This window comes from Serratia sp. JSRIV006, assembly GCF_019968685.1.
GTDB lineage: Bacteria > Pseudomonadota > Gammaproteobacteria > Enterobacterales > Enterobacteriaceae > Chania > Chania fonticola_B.
On the sequence record NZ_CP074137.1, the window covers coordinates 4,386,925 to 4,403,827 of the forward strand.

The 16,903-nt window shown below is 53.5% G+C and carries 12 protein-coding genes and 2 rRNA genes; 7 read left to right on the plus strand and 7 right to left on the minus strand.

Annotation, left to right across the window (positions count from 1 at the left end; translation table 11 throughout):
* Positions 1-22: 22 nt before the first annotated feature.
* A complete protein-coding gene (gene emrB / locus KGP16_RS20360; RefSeq protein WP_235050830.1) occupies positions 23-1,519 on the plus strand; it encodes a multidrug efflux MFS transporter permease subunit EmrB in 1,497 nt (498 codons plus the stop codon).
* 279 nt (positions 1,520-1,798) lie between these two features.
* Here the strand turns inward: emrB and KGP16_RS20365 are convergent, their stop codons facing one another.
* From KGP16_RS20365 to KGP16_RS20385, 5 genes are all read right to left on the minus strand, one after another.
* The gene (locus tag KGP16_RS20365) at positions 1,799-2,044 is read right to left on the minus strand and encodes a hypothetical protein (RefSeq protein WP_223500255.1); all 246 of its coding nucleotides are present in this window, start codon (positions 2,042-2,044) and stop codon (positions 1,799-1,801) included.
* 321 nt (positions 2,045-2,365) lie between these two features.
* Positions 2,366-3,808, minus strand: coding sequence for an IS1182 family transposase (locus tag KGP16_RS20370; protein ID WP_223500066.1), 1,443 nt, complete (start codon positions 3,806-3,808; stop codon positions 2,366-2,368).
* Positions 3,809-4,020: 212 nt separating this feature from the next.
* A complete protein-coding gene (locus KGP16_RS20375; RefSeq protein WP_223498271.1) occupies positions 4,021-4,437 on the minus strand; it encodes a PIN domain-containing protein in 417 nt (138 codons plus the stop codon).
* Entirely contained in the window at positions 4,434-4,664 is a 231-nt protein-coding gene (gene vapB, locus KGP16_RS20380; RefSeq protein ID WP_223498272.1) for a type II toxin-antitoxin system VapB family antitoxin, read from the minus strand. The genes KGP16_RS20375 and vapB overlap by 4 nt, the downstream gene beginning before the upstream one ends.
* Before the next feature lie 247 nt (positions 4,665-4,911).
* Positions 4,912-6,003, minus strand: coding sequence for a tRNA/rRNA methyltransferase (locus tag KGP16_RS20385; RefSeq protein WP_223500256.1), 1,092 nt, complete (start codon positions 6,001-6,003; stop codon positions 4,912-4,914).
* 196 nt (positions 6,004-6,199) lie between these two features.
* Between KGP16_RS20385 and trxC the strand changes: the two genes are divergently transcribed.
* The 6 genes from trxC to KGP16_RS20415 all read left to right on the plus strand — a co-directional run bounded on the left by trxC (position 6,200) and on the right by KGP16_RS20415 (position 13,282).
* On the plus strand, positions 6,200-6,619 hold the full coding sequence (gene trxC / locus KGP16_RS20390; RefSeq protein WP_094981235.1) for a thioredoxin TrxC: 420 nt from the start codon (positions 6,200-6,202) through the stop codon (positions 6,617-6,619).
* 116 nt (positions 6,620-6,735) lie between these two features.
* Entirely contained in the window at positions 6,736-7,440 is a 705-nt protein-coding gene (locus KGP16_RS20395) for a tRNA-uridine aminocarboxypropyltransferase (protein WP_021807596.1), read from the plus strand.
* A gap of 55 nt (positions 7,441-7,495) precedes the next feature.
* Positions 7,496-10,147, plus strand: a complete 2,652-nt coding sequence (locus KGP16_RS20400) for a bifunctional acetate--CoA ligase family protein/GNAT family N-acetyltransferase (protein WP_223500257.1) — start codon at positions 7,496-7,498, stop codon at positions 10,145-10,147.
* Positions 10,148-10,300: 153 nt separating this feature from the next.
* The gene (gene pssA / locus KGP16_RS20405; protein ID WP_021807594.1) at positions 10,301-11,656 is read left to right on the plus strand and encodes a CDP-diacylglycerol--serine O-phosphatidyltransferase; all 1,356 of its coding nucleotides are present in this window, start codon (positions 10,301-10,303) and stop codon (positions 11,654-11,656) included.
* 76 nt (positions 11,657-11,732) lie between these two features.
* On the plus strand, positions 11,733-12,065 hold the full coding sequence (locus KGP16_RS20410) for a YfiM family lipoprotein (protein WP_094981238.1): 333 nt from the start codon (positions 11,733-11,735) through the stop codon (positions 12,063-12,065).
* 257 nt (positions 12,066-12,322) lie between these two features.
* Positions 12,323-13,282 (plus strand): IS110 family transposase, encoded by a 960-nt coding sequence (locus KGP16_RS20415; RefSeq protein WP_059199085.1) that lies wholly within the window; start codon positions 12,323-12,325, stop codon positions 13,280-13,282.
* A gap of 300 nt (positions 13,283-13,582) precedes the next feature.
* On the opposite strand, the gene rrf is transcribed toward KGP16_RS20415, so the two are convergent.
* Both rrf and KGP16_RS20425 read right to left on the minus strand, forming a co-directional pair.
* Positions 13,583-13,698 (minus strand): 5S ribosomal RNA (rrf, locus tag KGP16_RS20420).
* Positions 13,699-13,802: 104 nt separating this feature from the next.
* Positions 13,803-16,710: ribosomal RNA gene (locus KGP16_RS20425) — 23S ribosomal RNA — on the minus strand.
* Positions 16,711-16,903: the final 193 nt, after the last annotated feature.

The window sequence follows — 16,903 nt, forward strand, 5'->3', positions numbered from 1 at the left end:
TGAAGGTGCCCAGCTCGCCTGGATGACGGTCGCGCTCGCCATGGCGACCTTTATGCAGGTGCTGGACTCCACCATTGCCAACGTGGCGATACCGACCATCTCGGGTAACCTCGGGTCTTCCAACTCGCAGGGCACCTGGGTGATCACCTCGTTTGGGGTGGCCAACGCCATCTCCATTCCGATCACCGGCTGGTTGGCGAAACGCGTGGGTGAAGTTCGCCTGTTCCTGTGGTCCACGGCGCTGTTCGCCCTGGCCTCCTGGCTGTGCGGTATCTCTAACAGTCTGGGCATGCTGATCTTCTTCCGCGTGATCCAGGGCATCGTCGCCGGGCCGCTGATCCCGTTGTCGCAGAGCTTGTTGCTGAATAACTATCCCCCCGCCAAGCGTTCGATGGCCCTGGCGCTATGGTCAATGACCGTGATCGTCGCGCCGATTTTCGGGCCGATCCTGGGCGGCTATATCAGCGATAACTATCACTGGGGCTGGATCTTCTTCATCAACATTCCGATTGGGCTGTTTGTGATCCTGGTCGCGATGTCGACGTTGAAAGGCAGGGAAACCAAAACCGAGATCAAACCGATCGATACCGTCGGGCTGGTACTGCTGGTGGTTGGCATCGGTGCGCTGCAGATCATGCTCGATCAGGGCAAGGAGCTGGACTGGTTCAACTCGACCGAGATCATTGTCCTGACCGTCGTGGCCGTGGTGGCGTTGGTGTTCCTGGTGGTATGGGAGCTCACGGACGATCACCCGGTGGTGGATTTGTCGCTGTTCAAATCGCGCAACTTTACCATCGGCTGTCTGTGTATCAGCCTGGCCTACATGCTGTATTTCGGGGCGATCGTGCTGTTGCCACAGTTGCTACAGGAGGTATATGGCTACACCGCCACCTGGGCCGGCTTGGCGTCTGCGCCGATCGGGCTGCTGCCGGTGATCTTGTCACCGATTATCGGCCGCTTCGGTCATCGGCTGGATATGCGACGTTTGGTCACCTTCAGCTTCATCATGTATGCCGTGTGCTTCTACTGGCGCGCCTACACGTTTGAGCCGGGGATGGATTTTGGCGCTTCCGCCTGGCCGCAGTTCTTCCAGGGCTTTGCGATTGCCTGCTTCTTTATGCCGCTGACGACCATTACCCTGTCTGGGTTGCCGCCGGATCGCATAGCGGCAGCATCGAGCCTGTCGAACTTTACCCGTACCTTGGCGGGCTCTATCGGCACCTCGATCACCACTACGCTGTGGACCAGCCGGGAGGCGATGCATCACTCGCAACTGAGCGAGTTTGTGAATCCGTTTAACCCGCAGTCGCAGGAGATGTACAGCAAGCTGGAGCAGCTCGGCATGAGCAAGCAGCAGGCTTCGGCGTATATCGCCAACGAGATCACCGCGCAGGGGCTGATCATCTCGGCCAACGAGATATTCTGGCTTTCGGCGGGGGTGTTCCTGATCTTGCTGGCGCTGGTCTGGTTCGCCAAACCACCGTTCAGTTCCGGGGGCGGCGGGGGCGGAGCCCACTGATCGAACTACTCCCATAATAACCTATGGGCGTGGCGAAGACCCTTTCGGATCTGCTGTGATATGGGGCGGTTCATCTTTGAACCGCCCCATAAAACTGGATGATTTTGGCCAACTTTATAGAGCTCATGGGCGCACTGTCAGAACCCAGGCTAACGTCGTAGTATTAACCACAACTTGGCCTGACGGCAGTAGTCGGACATGATTAAATCTGACTGTCGGCTAAGAGCGGGCATTACAGCATACTTATGTTAGAAAGTAGCAGATCAGTAAGAGAGACTCTTAGTCTCTAAAGAACTCAATGGCCTTTGTAATTGAGCTGACCTGCTGCAAGTTCCCATTAGTTACAGCTTGATGCAGTAGGCCAGATAGAATTGCACTGCGAGTGGCAGCGGGTATAACGCAAGGACTCAATATCCCTCTTGATTGTGGGTAGTCGCCCCAATGAACCCCCAATGCTTTTTCACCGCCATTATTTTTATTTTTGTGATCATAGTGTCCAATGATTAAAACCAAACCATCATCCACATATATTTCAATGGTTTTTTTTCCAATATGATATCATATTCATAAAAATTTCCTTAGTACGCTGAAGCGGACATTGTTTCTTCCATTGACTTGCTCCCCGAAAATAAATACAGCATAAAATTATTAATGTCCACTTCTGGCACAGGCTGTGTAAAAACTCGGTTTTTACAGTTTCTGAGTACTATCCTCAGTCAGGGATGCAAGATATTCCTGATATTGACTGTATTCGCTGTGATTTGTATGTAGAGGCAGAACGAGGCTTTTGTAGCTTGATATGGAGTGCTAATGGCTTGTTATTAGGGGCTAAAGCGGCCATTCCCGCTAGTTGCATTGTTCTCGCAGCTTAATGGCCAATCCTTCGGTACCCCAGATGGACATCATCCTTTTCAGGTTATAAGCCAGCACATGCAGACTGATTTCTGTGCTGACGTTTTTAAACCGTTGCGTCAGGAAGTGAGTCGCTCCCATCCACATTTTAATTGTCCCGAACGGATGCTCTACCGTCTGCTTTCGCACGACAGCTGTTTGTGGCGATGCGTTAAGCCTGGCTTGCATGTCTTCCATTTCTGCTTCATGAACCCAGCGCCTTATACGTCTCGGATCGCGTTTTGATGTGGTGCACCTTAACCGCTGACTGCAATCGCGACAAGCAATATTGTTAAAGTACATTTGCTGCTCTAAACCATCCTCAACCACCGTAAATCTGTTCTGAAGCTCGCTACCCATCGGACAAATATAAATATCTTTTTCCTGGTCATATTTGAACAATGAACGATTGAAAAGACCTTTGCGGTCAGCGCCAGAGGTATCGCCTTTTGGTACTAAGGCTATGGCACCTAAGTCCTGCGTTGCTTTAATATCACCCCGGCTGTAGTAACCTTTATCAGCCAGTACGGTAATATCCGCTTTGCCTACAGCGTTTTGCGCTAATTTTGTCACCGCTGTTAGCTGCCCACGGTCTGGTGTATTCGTTACTTCATGCGCAACAATCAGGTGATATTTAGCATCAACGGCAGTCTGAACGTTATAACTAACCTGGCGGTTAACATTGTTTATCTTCATTAGCCGGGAATCAGGATCTGTCAGTGACAGCTGCTTATCAGGGTGCTGCACAACGGCCTGCTGGATTTGCTTGAGTTCTTTCAAGCGCTTTTGCAACCATGCCAATTTTGCAGCGGTTAAGCCTGCATTTTTTTCGGGCCCCGCCGCCTTGTCAGCTTCATCGAGCTTATTCAAGTAAAGAGCGATACTTTGCTCAACCCTTTCGATGTGGCCTTTTGTTTTCTGGGGCGTGAAGTTGTTCGATTTGCTGTTTACCGCCTTGAACTTACTACCGTCAATGGCAACCACCACATCGGTGAACATCTGCATCTGCCGACACAGATCAATGAAAGCCCGGCAAGCATTTTTGATGCCTTCGCTATTGTTTTTTCTGAAGTCTGCAATGGTTTTAAAATCAGGTGTTAATCGCTCAAGCAACCACATCAATTCAACGTTACGATGGGCTTCTTTTTCTAACCTGCGGGATGACTGAATGCGGTTCAGGTATCCATAAATGTACAGCTTCAACATGGTTGCGGGGTGATATCCTGGCCGCCCGGTTTGTTTTGCATTAACGCGTTCGAAGCCAAGTGTATCAAGCTGTAATTCATCAACAAAGACATCAATAACCCTGACAGGGTTGTCTTCTGTGACAAAATCATCCAGCACTTCAGGGAGCAACGTCACCTGATGTCTGCCTTGACCTTTAATGTGGTGAGTCATATCTGCACCCGCAACATTTAATCGTATGTTTTTAATTTTATTAAATAAAGTAGGTTAGCGCATGGGTTTATCAAGAATGGTTGATCATATAAAACCACTGCTTAGACCAAAAAGTGATCAGCAGTTTTCACACAGCCTGGGCACAAAGCTGACTGTTACATTAGGTATAGATATTTTCAGTGCACTTATTTTACACCTATCTCCTCACATTGTTATTTTGCCCAATCCTCCAGTATCAGATCTGTTACCCGCTCAAACTCCCGCGTGTTATTGGTTACCAGAATCGCACCGGCCGCAATGGCATGCCCAGCGATGGCGGTATCATTGGGGCCAATAGGTGTGCCAGCCGCAGCAAGCGTAGCCTTAATGTTTGTTGTCGCATCAACCGCAGCCCGATCCCAAGCCAGCACCGCATCAAGACGGCTACAGAACGCTTCAACCAACCGGGCGTGGCGCGGTGAGGCCTTTTTACCAATAGTCCCGAAACACATCTCGGCGTAGGTAATAGCCGACACCACGATACGGTGATTGCGCATCACTGCCTGCTCCAGGCGTCTGATCACGGCCTCTGGTTGCTCACGCATGATAAAGGAGCAAATATTGGTATCCAGCATGTAGGTTTTGTTCATAGTTCAAAACGTCCCTCGTCGCTGACAATCTCCTCGCGCTCTGTCATAAAGTCCGCGTCGGCCTTTTCTTCCTGCAGGAATGAGCCCCAGCTGGGGCGAACCGGGCGCAGAATGATACTATCGCCTTCACGGGTAATTTCCAGTTCACTGACACCTTCAAAGTCCATATCTCGGGGCAAACGGATAGCACGGTTATTGCCGTTTTTAAATACCGATACAATTCTCATAGTGATCCTTCCCGAAGTTATTTATACATGCAAACCCTATACACAGAAGCCGCTAGTACGGCAGGTTTCTGTACGTATGTTGTACAGTATAAGGATATGCTTAGCATATGTATAGATGAATACGAATGAGGGGGAGGGATCTTTTTGAGCATAGTAGCCAGTCGATTTTTGTACTGACTTTGATAGATCAAAGCCCTGGCTTTGCGGCCAGGGCTTTGTCATTAATCGGCTTTTGTCGCGTAAAGCATTACGCCTGGTTCTGACGCCACCAATCTGCCAACAGAATACCGGTCGCTACCGAGACGTTCAGGCTTTCTACTTTGCCAGTCCCGCCGATAGACACGCTCATATCACCCTGTTGCCAAGCGCTGTCGCTCAGGCCATCACGTTCCTGGCCCAACACCAGCACCATCTTGGTTGGCAGTTTAGCCTGCGCCAACGGCGTGCCTTTATGGCTGGAGGTGGTGACGATGGTGTAACCCGCTTTGCGGAACGTATCCAGCACGGATAGGAAGTCATCGGCATTGATTGCCTTGATGTGTTCCGCCCCGCCTTCAGCCGTACGCACCGCTGCACCAGATTCCAGCACCGCAGGATCCTGAAGCAATACGCCGTTCACGCCAAAGTGTGCACAAGAACGAACGATCGCACCCAGGTTGTGTGGGTTGCCCACTTCTTCCAGTGCCAGCACGCAATCTTTGGCCGGTGCATTCTGCAGGTAAGCCTGCGCATCCAGACCTTGACGCTTTTTAATCAGGAAGCACACGCCGCCGTGATGTTCGGTACCGGACGCTTTGGCCAGTTCCTCTTCATCCACCACATGGTAAGCCTTGCGGTTAGCCGCCATCCAACGCAGTGCCTCACGGAAACGTGGGGTGACGGATTGCACAAACCAGGCACGGACGATGGCATCTGGACGGCTGGCGAACAGGGCTTTACAGGCGTTTTCACCGTAAACACGGGTTTCTTCCGCACGTTGGCGGCGCAGCTGCTCAGGATCGATAAAGCTTTTGCCACTGATGCCTCCATGATCGAACGCCGGTTCTTCTTGCGGAGCACGAGACACGGTTTTCCACGGTGATTCATAACCACCGCTGTCTTCGGTACGCGCCGGACGGCGAGGACGATCGCTTTCACTGCTGCTGCGACGGGGATCGGCACCCCGACGGTCACCACCGCGCGCCTTATCCTGACCGGCACGGCCAGAGCGTGCATTGTCAGCCGGGCGGCCTTTGCCGTCAGGTCGTTTATTCTTGTTACGGTTGTCGCCGCTATCCTCGTCACTACGGACGAACATCACTTTAACCTTACCGTTCTTGCCACTAAATGAATCGTTCATTGTCTTCTCCACCAACGCGCAGGGCGCGAAGATTACCTGATGTTGGTGCGCTAAGCCACCAACTTGCGCTAAAAGCTAGCATCTATCAAATTCATCGAACAAATCACTTGGTCGAATGCCACGCTTTTACCGATAATAAGCAACATTAAGGATACATATACGCGGCTAACATGCTGCGTCAGCCCCAGAGGTAACCATGAATACAGTTTGTGCAGCTTGTAATGCCACCAACCGCGTGCCGGAAGAACGTCTGGCGGACGGCGCTAAATGTGGCCGCTGCGGCCATGAATTGTTCGACGGTGAAGTGATTAACGCCACCGCCGCCACGTTGGACCAGCTCCTGCAAGACGACTTGCCGATCGTGGTCGATTTCTGGGCCCCGTGGTGTGGCCCGTGCCGCAGCTTCGCGCCGATCTTTGAAGACGTGGCACAGGAGCGTGCTGGCAAGGTGCGTTTCGTGAAGGTCAACACCGAAGCCGAACCCGAGTTGAGCGCCCGCTTCCGCATTCGCAGCATCCCTACCATCATGGTGTTCCGTGAAGGCAAGATGGTCGATATGCTCAACGGCGCGTTGCCGAAAGCGCCGTTCGATAACTGGCTTAACGAGCTAGTTTAACGCAAAAGCGCTTACTATGCCGCCAGTTGTTGTCGGCATAACATCGCCTAGATAGCCCGTGCGCCTCTCCCGCCGGGCTTTTTTCTGCGCTACAATGGCGGTTTTTCAGGATCGTTATGACTGACAACGCCGTACTTCGTCTGCGCCAAGACCGTTTAGACCGCGCCACCCGCCCATTTCTGGCCAGAGGTAGCCGCGCCGTGCGCTGTCAGGGTTGTTTGCTACCGCAGCAAAACTGCCTGTGTGCCACCATCAAACCGCAGCAGGCCAACAGCCGCTTTTGCCTGATCATGTTCGGCGCAGAACCGTTGAAACCCAGCAACACCGGACGCCTGATCGCCGATATCCTGCCTGATACCCTGGCGTTTACCTGGTCGCGTACCGAAGTCGATCCGGGCCTGCTGGCAGCCATCAACGATCCTACTCGTCAACCCTACGTGGTATTCCCGGCCTCTTATGCCGATGCGGATCGCCCGGTGGTTAGCAGCGTGCCCACCGGTGGCAAGCCGCCTTTATTTATCATGCTCGACGGTACCTGGTCGGAAGCGCGCAAGATGTTCCGTAAAAGCCCCTATCTGAATCAGTTCCCGGTCTTTTCACTGAACGTGTTGGCCTCATCGGACTATTTGCTACGTGTTGCCAGCCGCCCCGAACAGCACTGTACGGCAGAAGTCGCTGCCGCCCTGCTCCAACAGGCAGGCGATGAACAGGCCGCGACCGGGCTGAGCCAACATTTCAATTACTTCCGTGAACAGTATCTGGCCGGGAAACCTCACCGCCCAGAGGCACCGGTCACAGCAAATCTGCCACAAAGCGCCTAGAATCAGACGATAATTTGCCTCTTTCAGGCAAACCGATCAGGAGCAGGAGCCGCAAATGAGCCAGAGAGGGTTAGAAGCGCTATTACGTCCCAAATCAATTGCCGTGCTCGGCGCTTCGCAACAGCCCGGCCGGGCTGGCTACCTGATGATGCGCAATCTGCTGGCTGGCGGTTTTACCGGCCCGATACTGCCGGTCACGCCTCGCTACAAGGCTGTCTGCGGCGTGATGGCCTATCCCGACGTAGCCAGCCTGCCGCTAACCCCCGATCTGGCCGTGCTGTGTACCAATGCCCAGCGTAACCTGGCACTGATCGAAGCCCTGGGTGAGCGCGGCTGCAAAACCGCCATCGTACTTTCCTCCCCCGTGGAACAATTCGCCGAGCTGAAGGCCACCGCACAACGTTACTCAATGCGCCTGCTGGGGCCAAACAGCCTGGGCTTGCTGGCGCCTTGGCAAGGTATCAACGCCAGCTTTTCGCCGGTCCCCATTCAGAAAGGCAAGCTGGCGTTTATCTCCCAGTCTGCCGCCGTGGCGAACACCATTCTGGACTGGGCGCAACAACGGGAGGTTGGCTTCTCCTACTTCATCGCGTTAGGGGATAGCCTGGATATCGACGTCGACGATCTGCTCGACTTCCTGGCCCGTGACAGCAAAACCAGCGCCATTCTGCTGTATCTGGAAAACATCAACGACGCGCGGCGTTTCCTTTCCGCCTCCCGCAGTGCCTCACGCAATAAGCCGATCCTGGTGATCAAAAGTGGCCGTAGCCAACAGGCGCAGCTACTGCTCAACAGCCAGCAGGGATTGGACGCCGCCTACGATGCAGCCATCCAACGCGCCGGTTTGCTGCGCGTGCAGGATACTCACGAGCTGTTTTCCGCCGTGGAAACCTTAAGCCATATGCACCCGCTGCGCGGTGAGCGGCTAATGATTATCAGCAACGGCGCGGCCCCCGCAGCCATGGCGCTGGACCAATTACTCTCCCGCAACGGTAAGCTGGCAACGTTGACAGATGAGACTCAGGAGAAGCTGAGCGCTGCCCTGCCGGAGTTTATCCGGCCAGGAAATCCTATCGATCTGCGTGATGATGCAACCCCCAAGCGCTATCTGGCCGCTCTGCAACCGCTGCTCGACAGCCACGACTATGACGCCCTGCTGCTGATCCATGCCCCTAGCGCCGCCTCTCCGGGCACTGAGACCGCCGAACGGCTGATCGAGGCCATCCGCCAGCACCCACGTGGGAAACGTATTACGCTGTTAACCAACTGGTGTGGCGAATACTCCTCTCAGGAGGCCCGCCGCCTGTTTACCGAGGCCGGGATCCCAACCTATCGTACGCCAGAAGGCGCGGTCACCGCGTTTATGCATATGGTGGAATACCGCCGTAACCAGAAGCAGCTCAAGGAAACTCCGGCGCTACCGATTGGGCTTACGGCCAATACCGCTGCCGCGCACCAGTTAATCCATCAGGCATTGGCCGAAGGGGCGAGCCAGTTGGATACCCATGAAGTCCAACCGATTTTGCAGGCTTACGGCCTCAGCACCCTGCCAACCTGGATTGCCAGTGACAGCGCCGAAGCGGTGCACATTGCCGAACAGATTGGCTACCCGGTAGCGCTCAAGCTGCGCTCTCCGGATATCTCGCATAAATCCGAAGTTCAGGGGGTCATGCTTTATTTACGTACCGCCACCGAGGTGCAGCGTGCGGCGGAAGCGATCCTCGATCGGGTGAAGCGTACTTACCCGCAGGCGCGCATCCACGGTCTGTTAGTGCAAAGCATGGCCAACCGTGCCGGGGCACAAGAGCTGCGGATTGCCGTTGAACAGGATGCCACCTTCGGCCCGCTGATAATGCTCGGCGAAGGCGGCATCGAATGGCGCAAGGAAAACCAGGTCGCCGTTGCCCTGCCGCCGCTGAATATGGCGCTGGCGCGTTATCTGGTGTTGCAGGCGGTGAAAGGAGGCAAAATCCGTGGGCGCAGTGCGCTGCGGCCGCTTGATATCCCCGGCTTAAGCCGCCTGTTGGTGCAGGTTTCCAACCTGATCCTTGACTGCCCAGAGATCTCACGCCTCGATATTCATCCGGTATTAGCCTCCGGCAGCGAATTTACCCTGCTGGACGTTTCCATGCAGTTAACGCCTTTCAGTGGCGATCCACAGGCACGCCTGGCGATCCGCCCTTACCCCCATGAGCTGGAAGAAACCATTGAATTAAAAGACGGTTCTCAATGCCTGTTCCGCCCGATCCTGCCGGAGGATGAACCGGCGCTGAAGCACTTTATCGACCGCGTCACCAAAGAAGATCTCTATTACCGCTACTTTAGTGAGATCAACGAGTTTAGCCACGACGATTTGGCTAACATGACCCAAATCGACTACGATCGAGAAATGGCTTTCGTAGCGGTACGCCATGGCGAAGAGATCATCGGCGTGACGCGCGCCCTGTCAGATCCGGACAACACCGACGCCGAATTCGCCGTACTGGTACGTTCCGATCTGAAAGGCCTGGGTCTGGGCCGACAGCTCTTGATGAAAATGATTGGCTATGCGCGAGCGCAAGGCCTGACCCGCCTGACAGGCATTACCATGCCGAATAACCGCGGAATGGTCACACTGGCACAAAAGCTGGGGTTCAAGGTCGATGTGCAAATTGACGAAGGGATTGTCAATTTAACCCTGCCGCTACAGGATGGGGCGACGCCGTGACCGCTGTCGCAATGTAATACGAATCCACTACTTAACGCCAAAACATACGCACAATCGGGGCAACTAGTGGTATTATCGCCCGATTGTTCGAAGCATTTTATTCATGGAAGTGGCGTTCCGGCCATCCAAATATGAGAGAAGAAGCGCACTGTGATGTTGTCAAAATTTAAACGTAGCAAACATCAACAACACCTTGCACAACTGCCCAAACTCCCCCAGACGGTTGCTGATGTCCGTACCCTTTTTACGCCGGCTGATTTCCGTGCAACGCTGCTGGAATCGATCGCTAACGCAACAACCCGCATTTATCTGGTAGCGCTCTATCTGGAGCATGACGATGCGGGCCGCGATATCCTCAATGCGCTCTATCAAGCCAAGCAGCAGCGCCCTGAGCTGGAGATCTGCGTGTTGGTAGACTGGCATCGTGCTCAACGTGGGCGTATCGGTGCGGCAGCGGCCAATACCAATGCCGACTGGTACTGCGCTATGGCTGCACAGCACCCGCAGGTTTCGGTGCCGATTTACGGCGTTCCGGTCAATACTCGCGAAGCGCTGGGCGTACTGCATTTGAAGGGCTTTGTCGTTGACGATACAGTGATCTACAGCGGTGCCAGTATTAATGATGTCTATCTGCACCAGCATGATAAGTATCGTTACGATCGCTATCAGCTGATCACCAATAATCTGTTGGCGGTGACCCTGTGCGATTACATCAAACAGCATCTGTTAACCGCCGGTGCCGTGCAGCGTCTTGATCGTGCTGACAGGCCCAAAAGCCTCGAGATCAAAAACGAAATCCGCCTGTTCCGCTTTGCCCTACGCCGTGCCGCCTATCAATTTCAGGGGAACGCCAGTAATGATGAGCTGGCCGTCACCCCGTTAGTCGGCCTGGGTAAACAGAGCATTCTGAACAAAACGATCCACCACCTGATGTCCAGCACCGATCAGAAACTGACGCTGTGCACGCCTTACTTCAACCTGCCAGCCTTGCTGGTGCGCAATATCATTTATCTGCTGCGCCAAGGAAAACAGGTGGAGATCATCGTGGGTGACAAGACGGCCAATGACTTCTACATTCCTGAAGATCAGCCGTTCAAGATTATCGGTGCGCTGCCTTATCTCTATGAAATCAACCTGCGCCGCTTCCTGAGCCGCCTGCAACGCTATGTTGATACCGGCCAGCTGATTGTGCGCCTGTGGAAAGACGGCGATAACAGCTATCACCTCAAAGGGATGTGGGTCGATGACGAGTGGCAGTTGATCACCGGTAACAACCTCAACCCGCGCGCCTGGCGGCTGGATCTGGAGAACGCCATTCTGTTCCACGATCCCAAGCACGAAATGCAGGAACAACGGCATAAAGAGTTGGAAACGATCCGTACCCATACCACAGTGGTTGGCCACTATCTCGAATTGCAAAGCATTCAGGAATATCCGGTCAAGGTGCGTAAACTGATCCGTCGTCTGCGTCGGATCCGTATCGATCGCTTGATTAGCCGTATATTGTAAACTCGCTATAATTAACTGCACCACAGCCCGGCAATGCCGGGCTTTTTTGTCCATATTGAGACAGGATGTTTTCACTATGTGCCCACTCCGCCCGTTTATCCTCCTTCCGGTACTGTTGTTCTCCAGTGGCTGTACCCACATGGCCAATGATAGTTGGACCGGTAAAGACAAGGCTCAGCACTTTGTGGCTTCCGCTGCATTTGCCGCCGCTGGCGCAGCTTATGGCGATCATCAGAATTGGAATGAGGCACGTAGCCGCAGTTTTGGCCTGCTATTTTCGGTTGGGTTGGGCGCGGCAAAAGAGCTGTATGACAGCCGCGAAGGCGGTACGGGCTGGAGCTGGAAGGATTTTGCCTGGGATGTGGCAGGGGCTGCGACAGGGTACAGTATTTATCATCTGGCGCGTTGAAGCTTGGTAATGACCCCTCACCCTAACCCTTATGTCTTGATCTTCTCCGCCTTAGCGGAGAAGATCCCCGACTGATCATCGGGAGATAGCCGGTGAGCTCCCCCTAACCCTAGTGCCTATGAGCCCGTGGGAGAGATTGTGCCCCGGCTGTCTATTTCCCTGTCGCCTTGTAGACCGAACGGTATCCTGTGCCTATGAGCACCTACATATAAGGATGGTCCGGCGATAAATTTCAGACATGGTTATGGAGTGCCATAATGCGTAGAACCCCTGTCGGCGTTGATATCGCTAAACACAAATTTGATGTCGCCGTACTGCTGGACAATCAGAAGTATAAAACCAAAAAGTTTGCCAATACCCCTTCTGGATGCCGCGAGTTCGCAGCCTGGTTGAGCCGCTTTGGCGACTGTCATGTCTGTATGGAAGCCACCGGGAGCTACAGCACGGAACTGGCCACTTATCTGGCAGACAACAACTACCACGTCAGTCTGATGAACCCGGCGTGTATCCATTCCTTCGGCAATACAGAACTGGCCCGGAACAAAACGGACAAAAGCGATGCAGCGATGATAGCCCGCTACTGCGCACTGCATCAGCCTGCCCCGTGGTTCCCAGCCCCGTTGAGCGAGCGCCAGTTGACCGCGTTGGTCAGGCATCTTAAGAACCTGGAAGAGATGCGTCAGATGGAAGAAAATCGCCTGGAGGTGGCCGAAGCAGTCATCGTCCCTTCACTCAATGAGCACATCGCCACGTTGGATGAACTGATACGAGAAACGAAAAAGAAAATCAGTCAGCACATCGATGATAACCCTGACCTGAAACGGGACAGCGAGTTGCTAAAAAGTATCCCTGGAGTGGGAGAGATGCTGAGCTCCAGCCTGCTGGCCTTCGCAGGAAACCTGCGTCGGTTCACCAGCAGCAAGGCCCTGGTAGCGTACGCAGGACTGAATCCGCAGCGATGTGAGTCGGGGATGTTTAAAGGGAAAAGCCGGTTATCGAAAGTGGGGCACGGTGAGCTGCGAAGTGCGTTATACATGCCCGCGGTAGTGGCAGGCCAATACAATGTTGTGGTTAAAGACTTAACAGAAAGGCTGAAGTTGCGTGGGAAGTCGGGCAAAGAAAGAGTGTGTGCGGCGATGCGAAAGTTGCTGCAACTGGCCTATGGTGTGGTGAAATCAGGAAAGACATTTAATGCGGAAATACCGCTTGCCGGATAGCCGACAAGACGGTATCTCTCCCAAAGGGAGAGGGAACCGATCGAGTCCGCTGGTATTCCTCTGAACTTCTTATCTTTCTGATTACTCATCACTGTCGAAACGGCATGGGTTCATCAAAGGTTCCGACTTGCCGTAGCCGCACTCACTCATCCACGACGCCGGACGGCTCCCTCTCCCTCCGCACGGGTGTTCAGTTGTTCTCGGCTGGTACTCTGGGAGAGGGTGGGGGTGAGGGGCATTTCTGTTTCCGACCCATAGCAAAAAGGCCATCCTTGCGGATGGCCTCTTGGCTTATTTGATGCCTGGCAGTGTCCTACTCTCGCATGGGGAGACCCCACACTACCATCGGCGCTACGGCGTTTCACTTCTGAGTTCGGCATGGGGTCAGGTGGGACCACCGCGCTATTGCCGCCAGGCAAATTCGTTTCATTCCAACCGCTTCACTCTCGTGTCGCCATCGAAACCAATCTCGGAACTTCGCTGAAAATTGTCGTCTACTCTAAAACACCTTCGGTGTTGTAAGGTTAAGCCTCACGGATCATTAGTACTGGTTAGCTCAATGCATCGCTGCACTTACACACCCAGCCTATCAACGTCTTAGTCTTAAACGTTCCTTCAGGGGCCTTAAAGGCCCAGGGAAGACTCATCTCGAGGCAAGTTTCGCGCTTAGATGCTTTCAGCGCTTATCTTTTCCGCACTTAGCTACCGGGCAGTGCCATTGGCATGACAACCCGAACACCAGTGGTGCGTTCACTCCGGTCCTCTCGTACTAGGAGCAACCCCTCTCAATCTTCCAACGCCCACGGCAGATAGGGACCGAACTGTCTCACGACGTTCTAAACCCAGCTCGCGTACCACTTTAAATGGCGAACAGCCATACCCTTGGGACCTACTTCAGCCCCAGGATGTGATGAGCCGACATCGAGGTGCCAAACACCGCCGTCGATATGAACTCTTGGGCGGTATCAGCCTGTTATCCCCGGAGTACCTTTTATCCGTTGAGCGATGGCCCTTCCATTCAGAACCACCGGATCACTAAGACCTACTTTCGTACCTGCTCGAGCCGTCACTCTCGCAGTCAAGCTAGCTTATGCCTTTGCACTAACCTCACGATGTCCGACCGTGATTAGCTAACCTTCGTGCTCCTCCGTTACTCTTTGGGAGGAGACCGCCCCAGTCAAACTACCCACCAGACACTGTCCTCACCCCGGATTACGGGGCCGAGTTAGAACATCAAACATTAAAGGGTGGTATTTCAAGGTTGGCTCCATGCAGACTGGCGTCCACACTTCAAAGCCTCCCACCTATCCTACACATCAAGGCTCAATGTTCAGTGTCAAGCTATAGTAAAGGTTCACGGGGTCTTTCCGTCTTGCCGCGGGTACACTGCATCTTCACAGCGAGTTCAATTTCACTGAGTCTCGGGTGGAGACAGCCTGGCCATCATTACGCCATTCGTGCAGGTCGGAACTTACCCGACAAGGAATTTCGCTACCTTAGGACCGTTATAGTTACGGCCGCCGTTTACTGGGGCTTCGATCAAGAGCTTCGCCTTGCGGCTGACCCCATCAATTAACCTTCCAGCACCGGGCAGGCGTCACACCGTATACGTCCACTTTCGTGTTTGCACAGTGCTGTGTTTTTATTAAACAGTTGCAGCCAGCTGGTATCTGCGACTGGCTTCAGCTCCGAGAGCAAGTCTCTTCACCTACGCGCCAGCGTGCCTTCTCCCGAAGTTACGGCACCATTTTGCCTAGTTCCTTCACCCGAGTTCTCTCAAGCGCCTTGGTATTCTCTACCTGACCACCTGTGTCGGTTTGGGGTACGATTTGATGTTACCTGATGCTTAGAGGCTTTTCCTGGAAGCAGGGCATCAACTACTTCTGCACCGTAGTGCATCGTCATCACGCCTCAGGGTTGGTAGCGTTCCGGATTTACCAGGAACACCCCCCTACACGCTTAAACCGGGACAACCGTCGCCCGGCTAGCCTAGCCTTCTCCGTCCCCCCTTCGCAGTAACACCGAGTACAGGAATATTAACCTGTTTCCCATCGACTACGCCTTTCGGCCTCGCCTTAGGGGTCGACTCACCCTGCCCCGATTAACGTTGGACAGGAACCCTTGGTCTTCCGGCGAGCGGGTTTTTCACCCGCTTTATCGTTACTTATGTCAGCATTCGCACTTCTGATACCTCCAGCAAACCTCACAGTTCACCTTCAACGGCTTACAGAACGCTCCCCTACCCAACAACGCCTGAGCGTCGCTGCCGCAGCTTCGGTGCATGGTTTAGCCCCGTTACATCTTCCGCGCAGGCCGACTCGACCAGTGAGCTATTACGCTTTCTTTAAATGATGGCTGCTTCTAAGCCAACATCCTGGCTGTCTATGCCTTCCCACATCGTTTCCCACTTAACCATGACTTTGGGACCTTAGCTGGCGGTCTGGGTTGTTTCCCTCTTCACGACGGACGTTAGCACCCGCCGTGTGTCTCCCGTGATAACATTCTTCGGTATTCGGAGTTTGCATCGGTTTGGTAAGCCGGGATGGCCCCCTAGCCGAAACAGTGCTCTACCCCCGAAGATGAGTTCACGAGGCGCTACCTAAATAGCTTTCGGGGAGAACCAGCTATCTCCCGGTTTGATTGGCCTTTCACCCCCAGCCACAAGTCATCCGCTAATTTTTCAACATTAGTCGGTTCGGTCCTCCAGTTAGTGTTACCCAACCTTCAACCTGCCCATGGCTAGATCACCGGGTTTCGGGTCTATACCTTGCAACTATTCGCCCAGTTAAGACTCGGTTTCCCTACGGCTCCCCTATACGGTTAACCTTGCTACAAAATATAAGTCGCTGACCCATTATACAAAAGGTACGCAGTCACACCACGAAGGTGCTCCCACTGCTTGTACGTACACGGTTTCAGGTTCTATTTCACTCCCCTCGCCGGGGTTCTTTTCGCCTTTCCCTCACGGTACTGGTTCACTATCGGTCAGTCAGGAGTATTTAGCCTTGGAGGATGGTCCCCCCATATTCAGACAGGATGTCACGTGTCCCGCCCTACTCATCGAACTCACAGTTAATGCATTTTAGTGTACGGGGCTATCACCCTTTGCTGCGCGACTTTCCAGACGCTTCCACTAACACAAGAACTGATTCAGGTTCTGGGCTGTTCCCCGTTCGCTCGCCGCTACTAGGGGAATCTCGGTTGATTTCTTTTCCTCGGGGTACTTAGATGTTTCAGTTCCCCCGGTTCGCCTCGTATGGCTATGTATTCACCATACGATAGTGTGTCGAAACACACTGGGTTTCCCCATTCGGGTATTGCCGGTTATAACGGTTCATATCACCTTACCGACACTTTTCGCAGATTAGCACGCCCTTCATCGCCTCTGACTGCCTAGGCATCCACCGTGTACGCTTAGTCACTTAACCTCACAACCCGAAGGTGTTTCTGTAAACAGAGACACTGTCGTGCTGTTTATTTGAGAGACTCTATGACAGGTTAATCCTTACCCCAATACTTCTACGGAGGGATAAGTTTCAGCTGTCATGTTTCAATTTTCAGCTTGTTCCAGATTGTTAAAGAGCAAAATACTTCGCAGCATACTGTTGCCAGTACACTCTG

Bases quoted from the DNA above. Each gene is read 5' to 3' on its own strand.
- KGP16_RS20415 (WP_059199085.1), top strand. From the start codon at position 12,323: ATGCGTAGAACCCCTGTCGGCGTTGATATCGCTAAACACAAATTTGAT.
- emrB (WP_235050830.1), top strand. From the start codon at position 23: ATGACGGTCGCGCTCGCCATGGCGACCTTTATGCAGGTGCTGGACTCC.
- KGP16_RS20385 (WP_223500256.1), bottom strand. From the start codon at position 6,003: ATGAACGATTCATTTAGTGGCAAGAACGGTAAGGTTAAAGTGATGTTC.
- trxC (WP_094981235.1), top strand. From the start codon at position 6,200: ATGAATACAGTTTGTGCAGCTTGTAATGCCACCAACCGCGTGCCGGAA.
- KGP16_RS20395 (WP_021807596.1), top strand. From the start codon at position 6,736: ATGACTGACAACGCCGTACTTCGTCTGCGCCAAGACCGTTTAGACCGC.
- KGP16_RS20375 (WP_223498271.1), bottom strand. From the start codon at position 4,437: ATGAACAAAACCTACATGCTGGATACCAATATTTGCTCCTTTATCATG.
- KGP16_RS20410 (WP_094981238.1), top strand. From the start codon at position 11,733: ATGTGCCCACTCCGCCCGTTTATCCTCCTTCCGGTACTGTTGTTCTCC.
- KGP16_RS20370 (WP_223500066.1), bottom strand. From the start codon at position 3,808: ATGACTCACCACATTAAAGGTCAAGGCAGACATCAGGTGACGTTGCTC.
- pssA (WP_021807594.1), top strand. From the start codon at position 10,301: ATGTTGTCAAAATTTAAACGTAGCAAACATCAACAACACCTTGCACAA.
- KGP16_RS20400 (WP_223500257.1), top strand. From the start codon at position 7,496: ATGAGCCAGAGAGGGTTAGAAGCGCTATTACGTCCCAAATCAATTGCC.
- vapB (WP_223498272.1), bottom strand. From the start codon at position 4,664: ATGAGAATTGTATCGGTATTTAAAAACGGCAATAACCGTGCTATCCGT.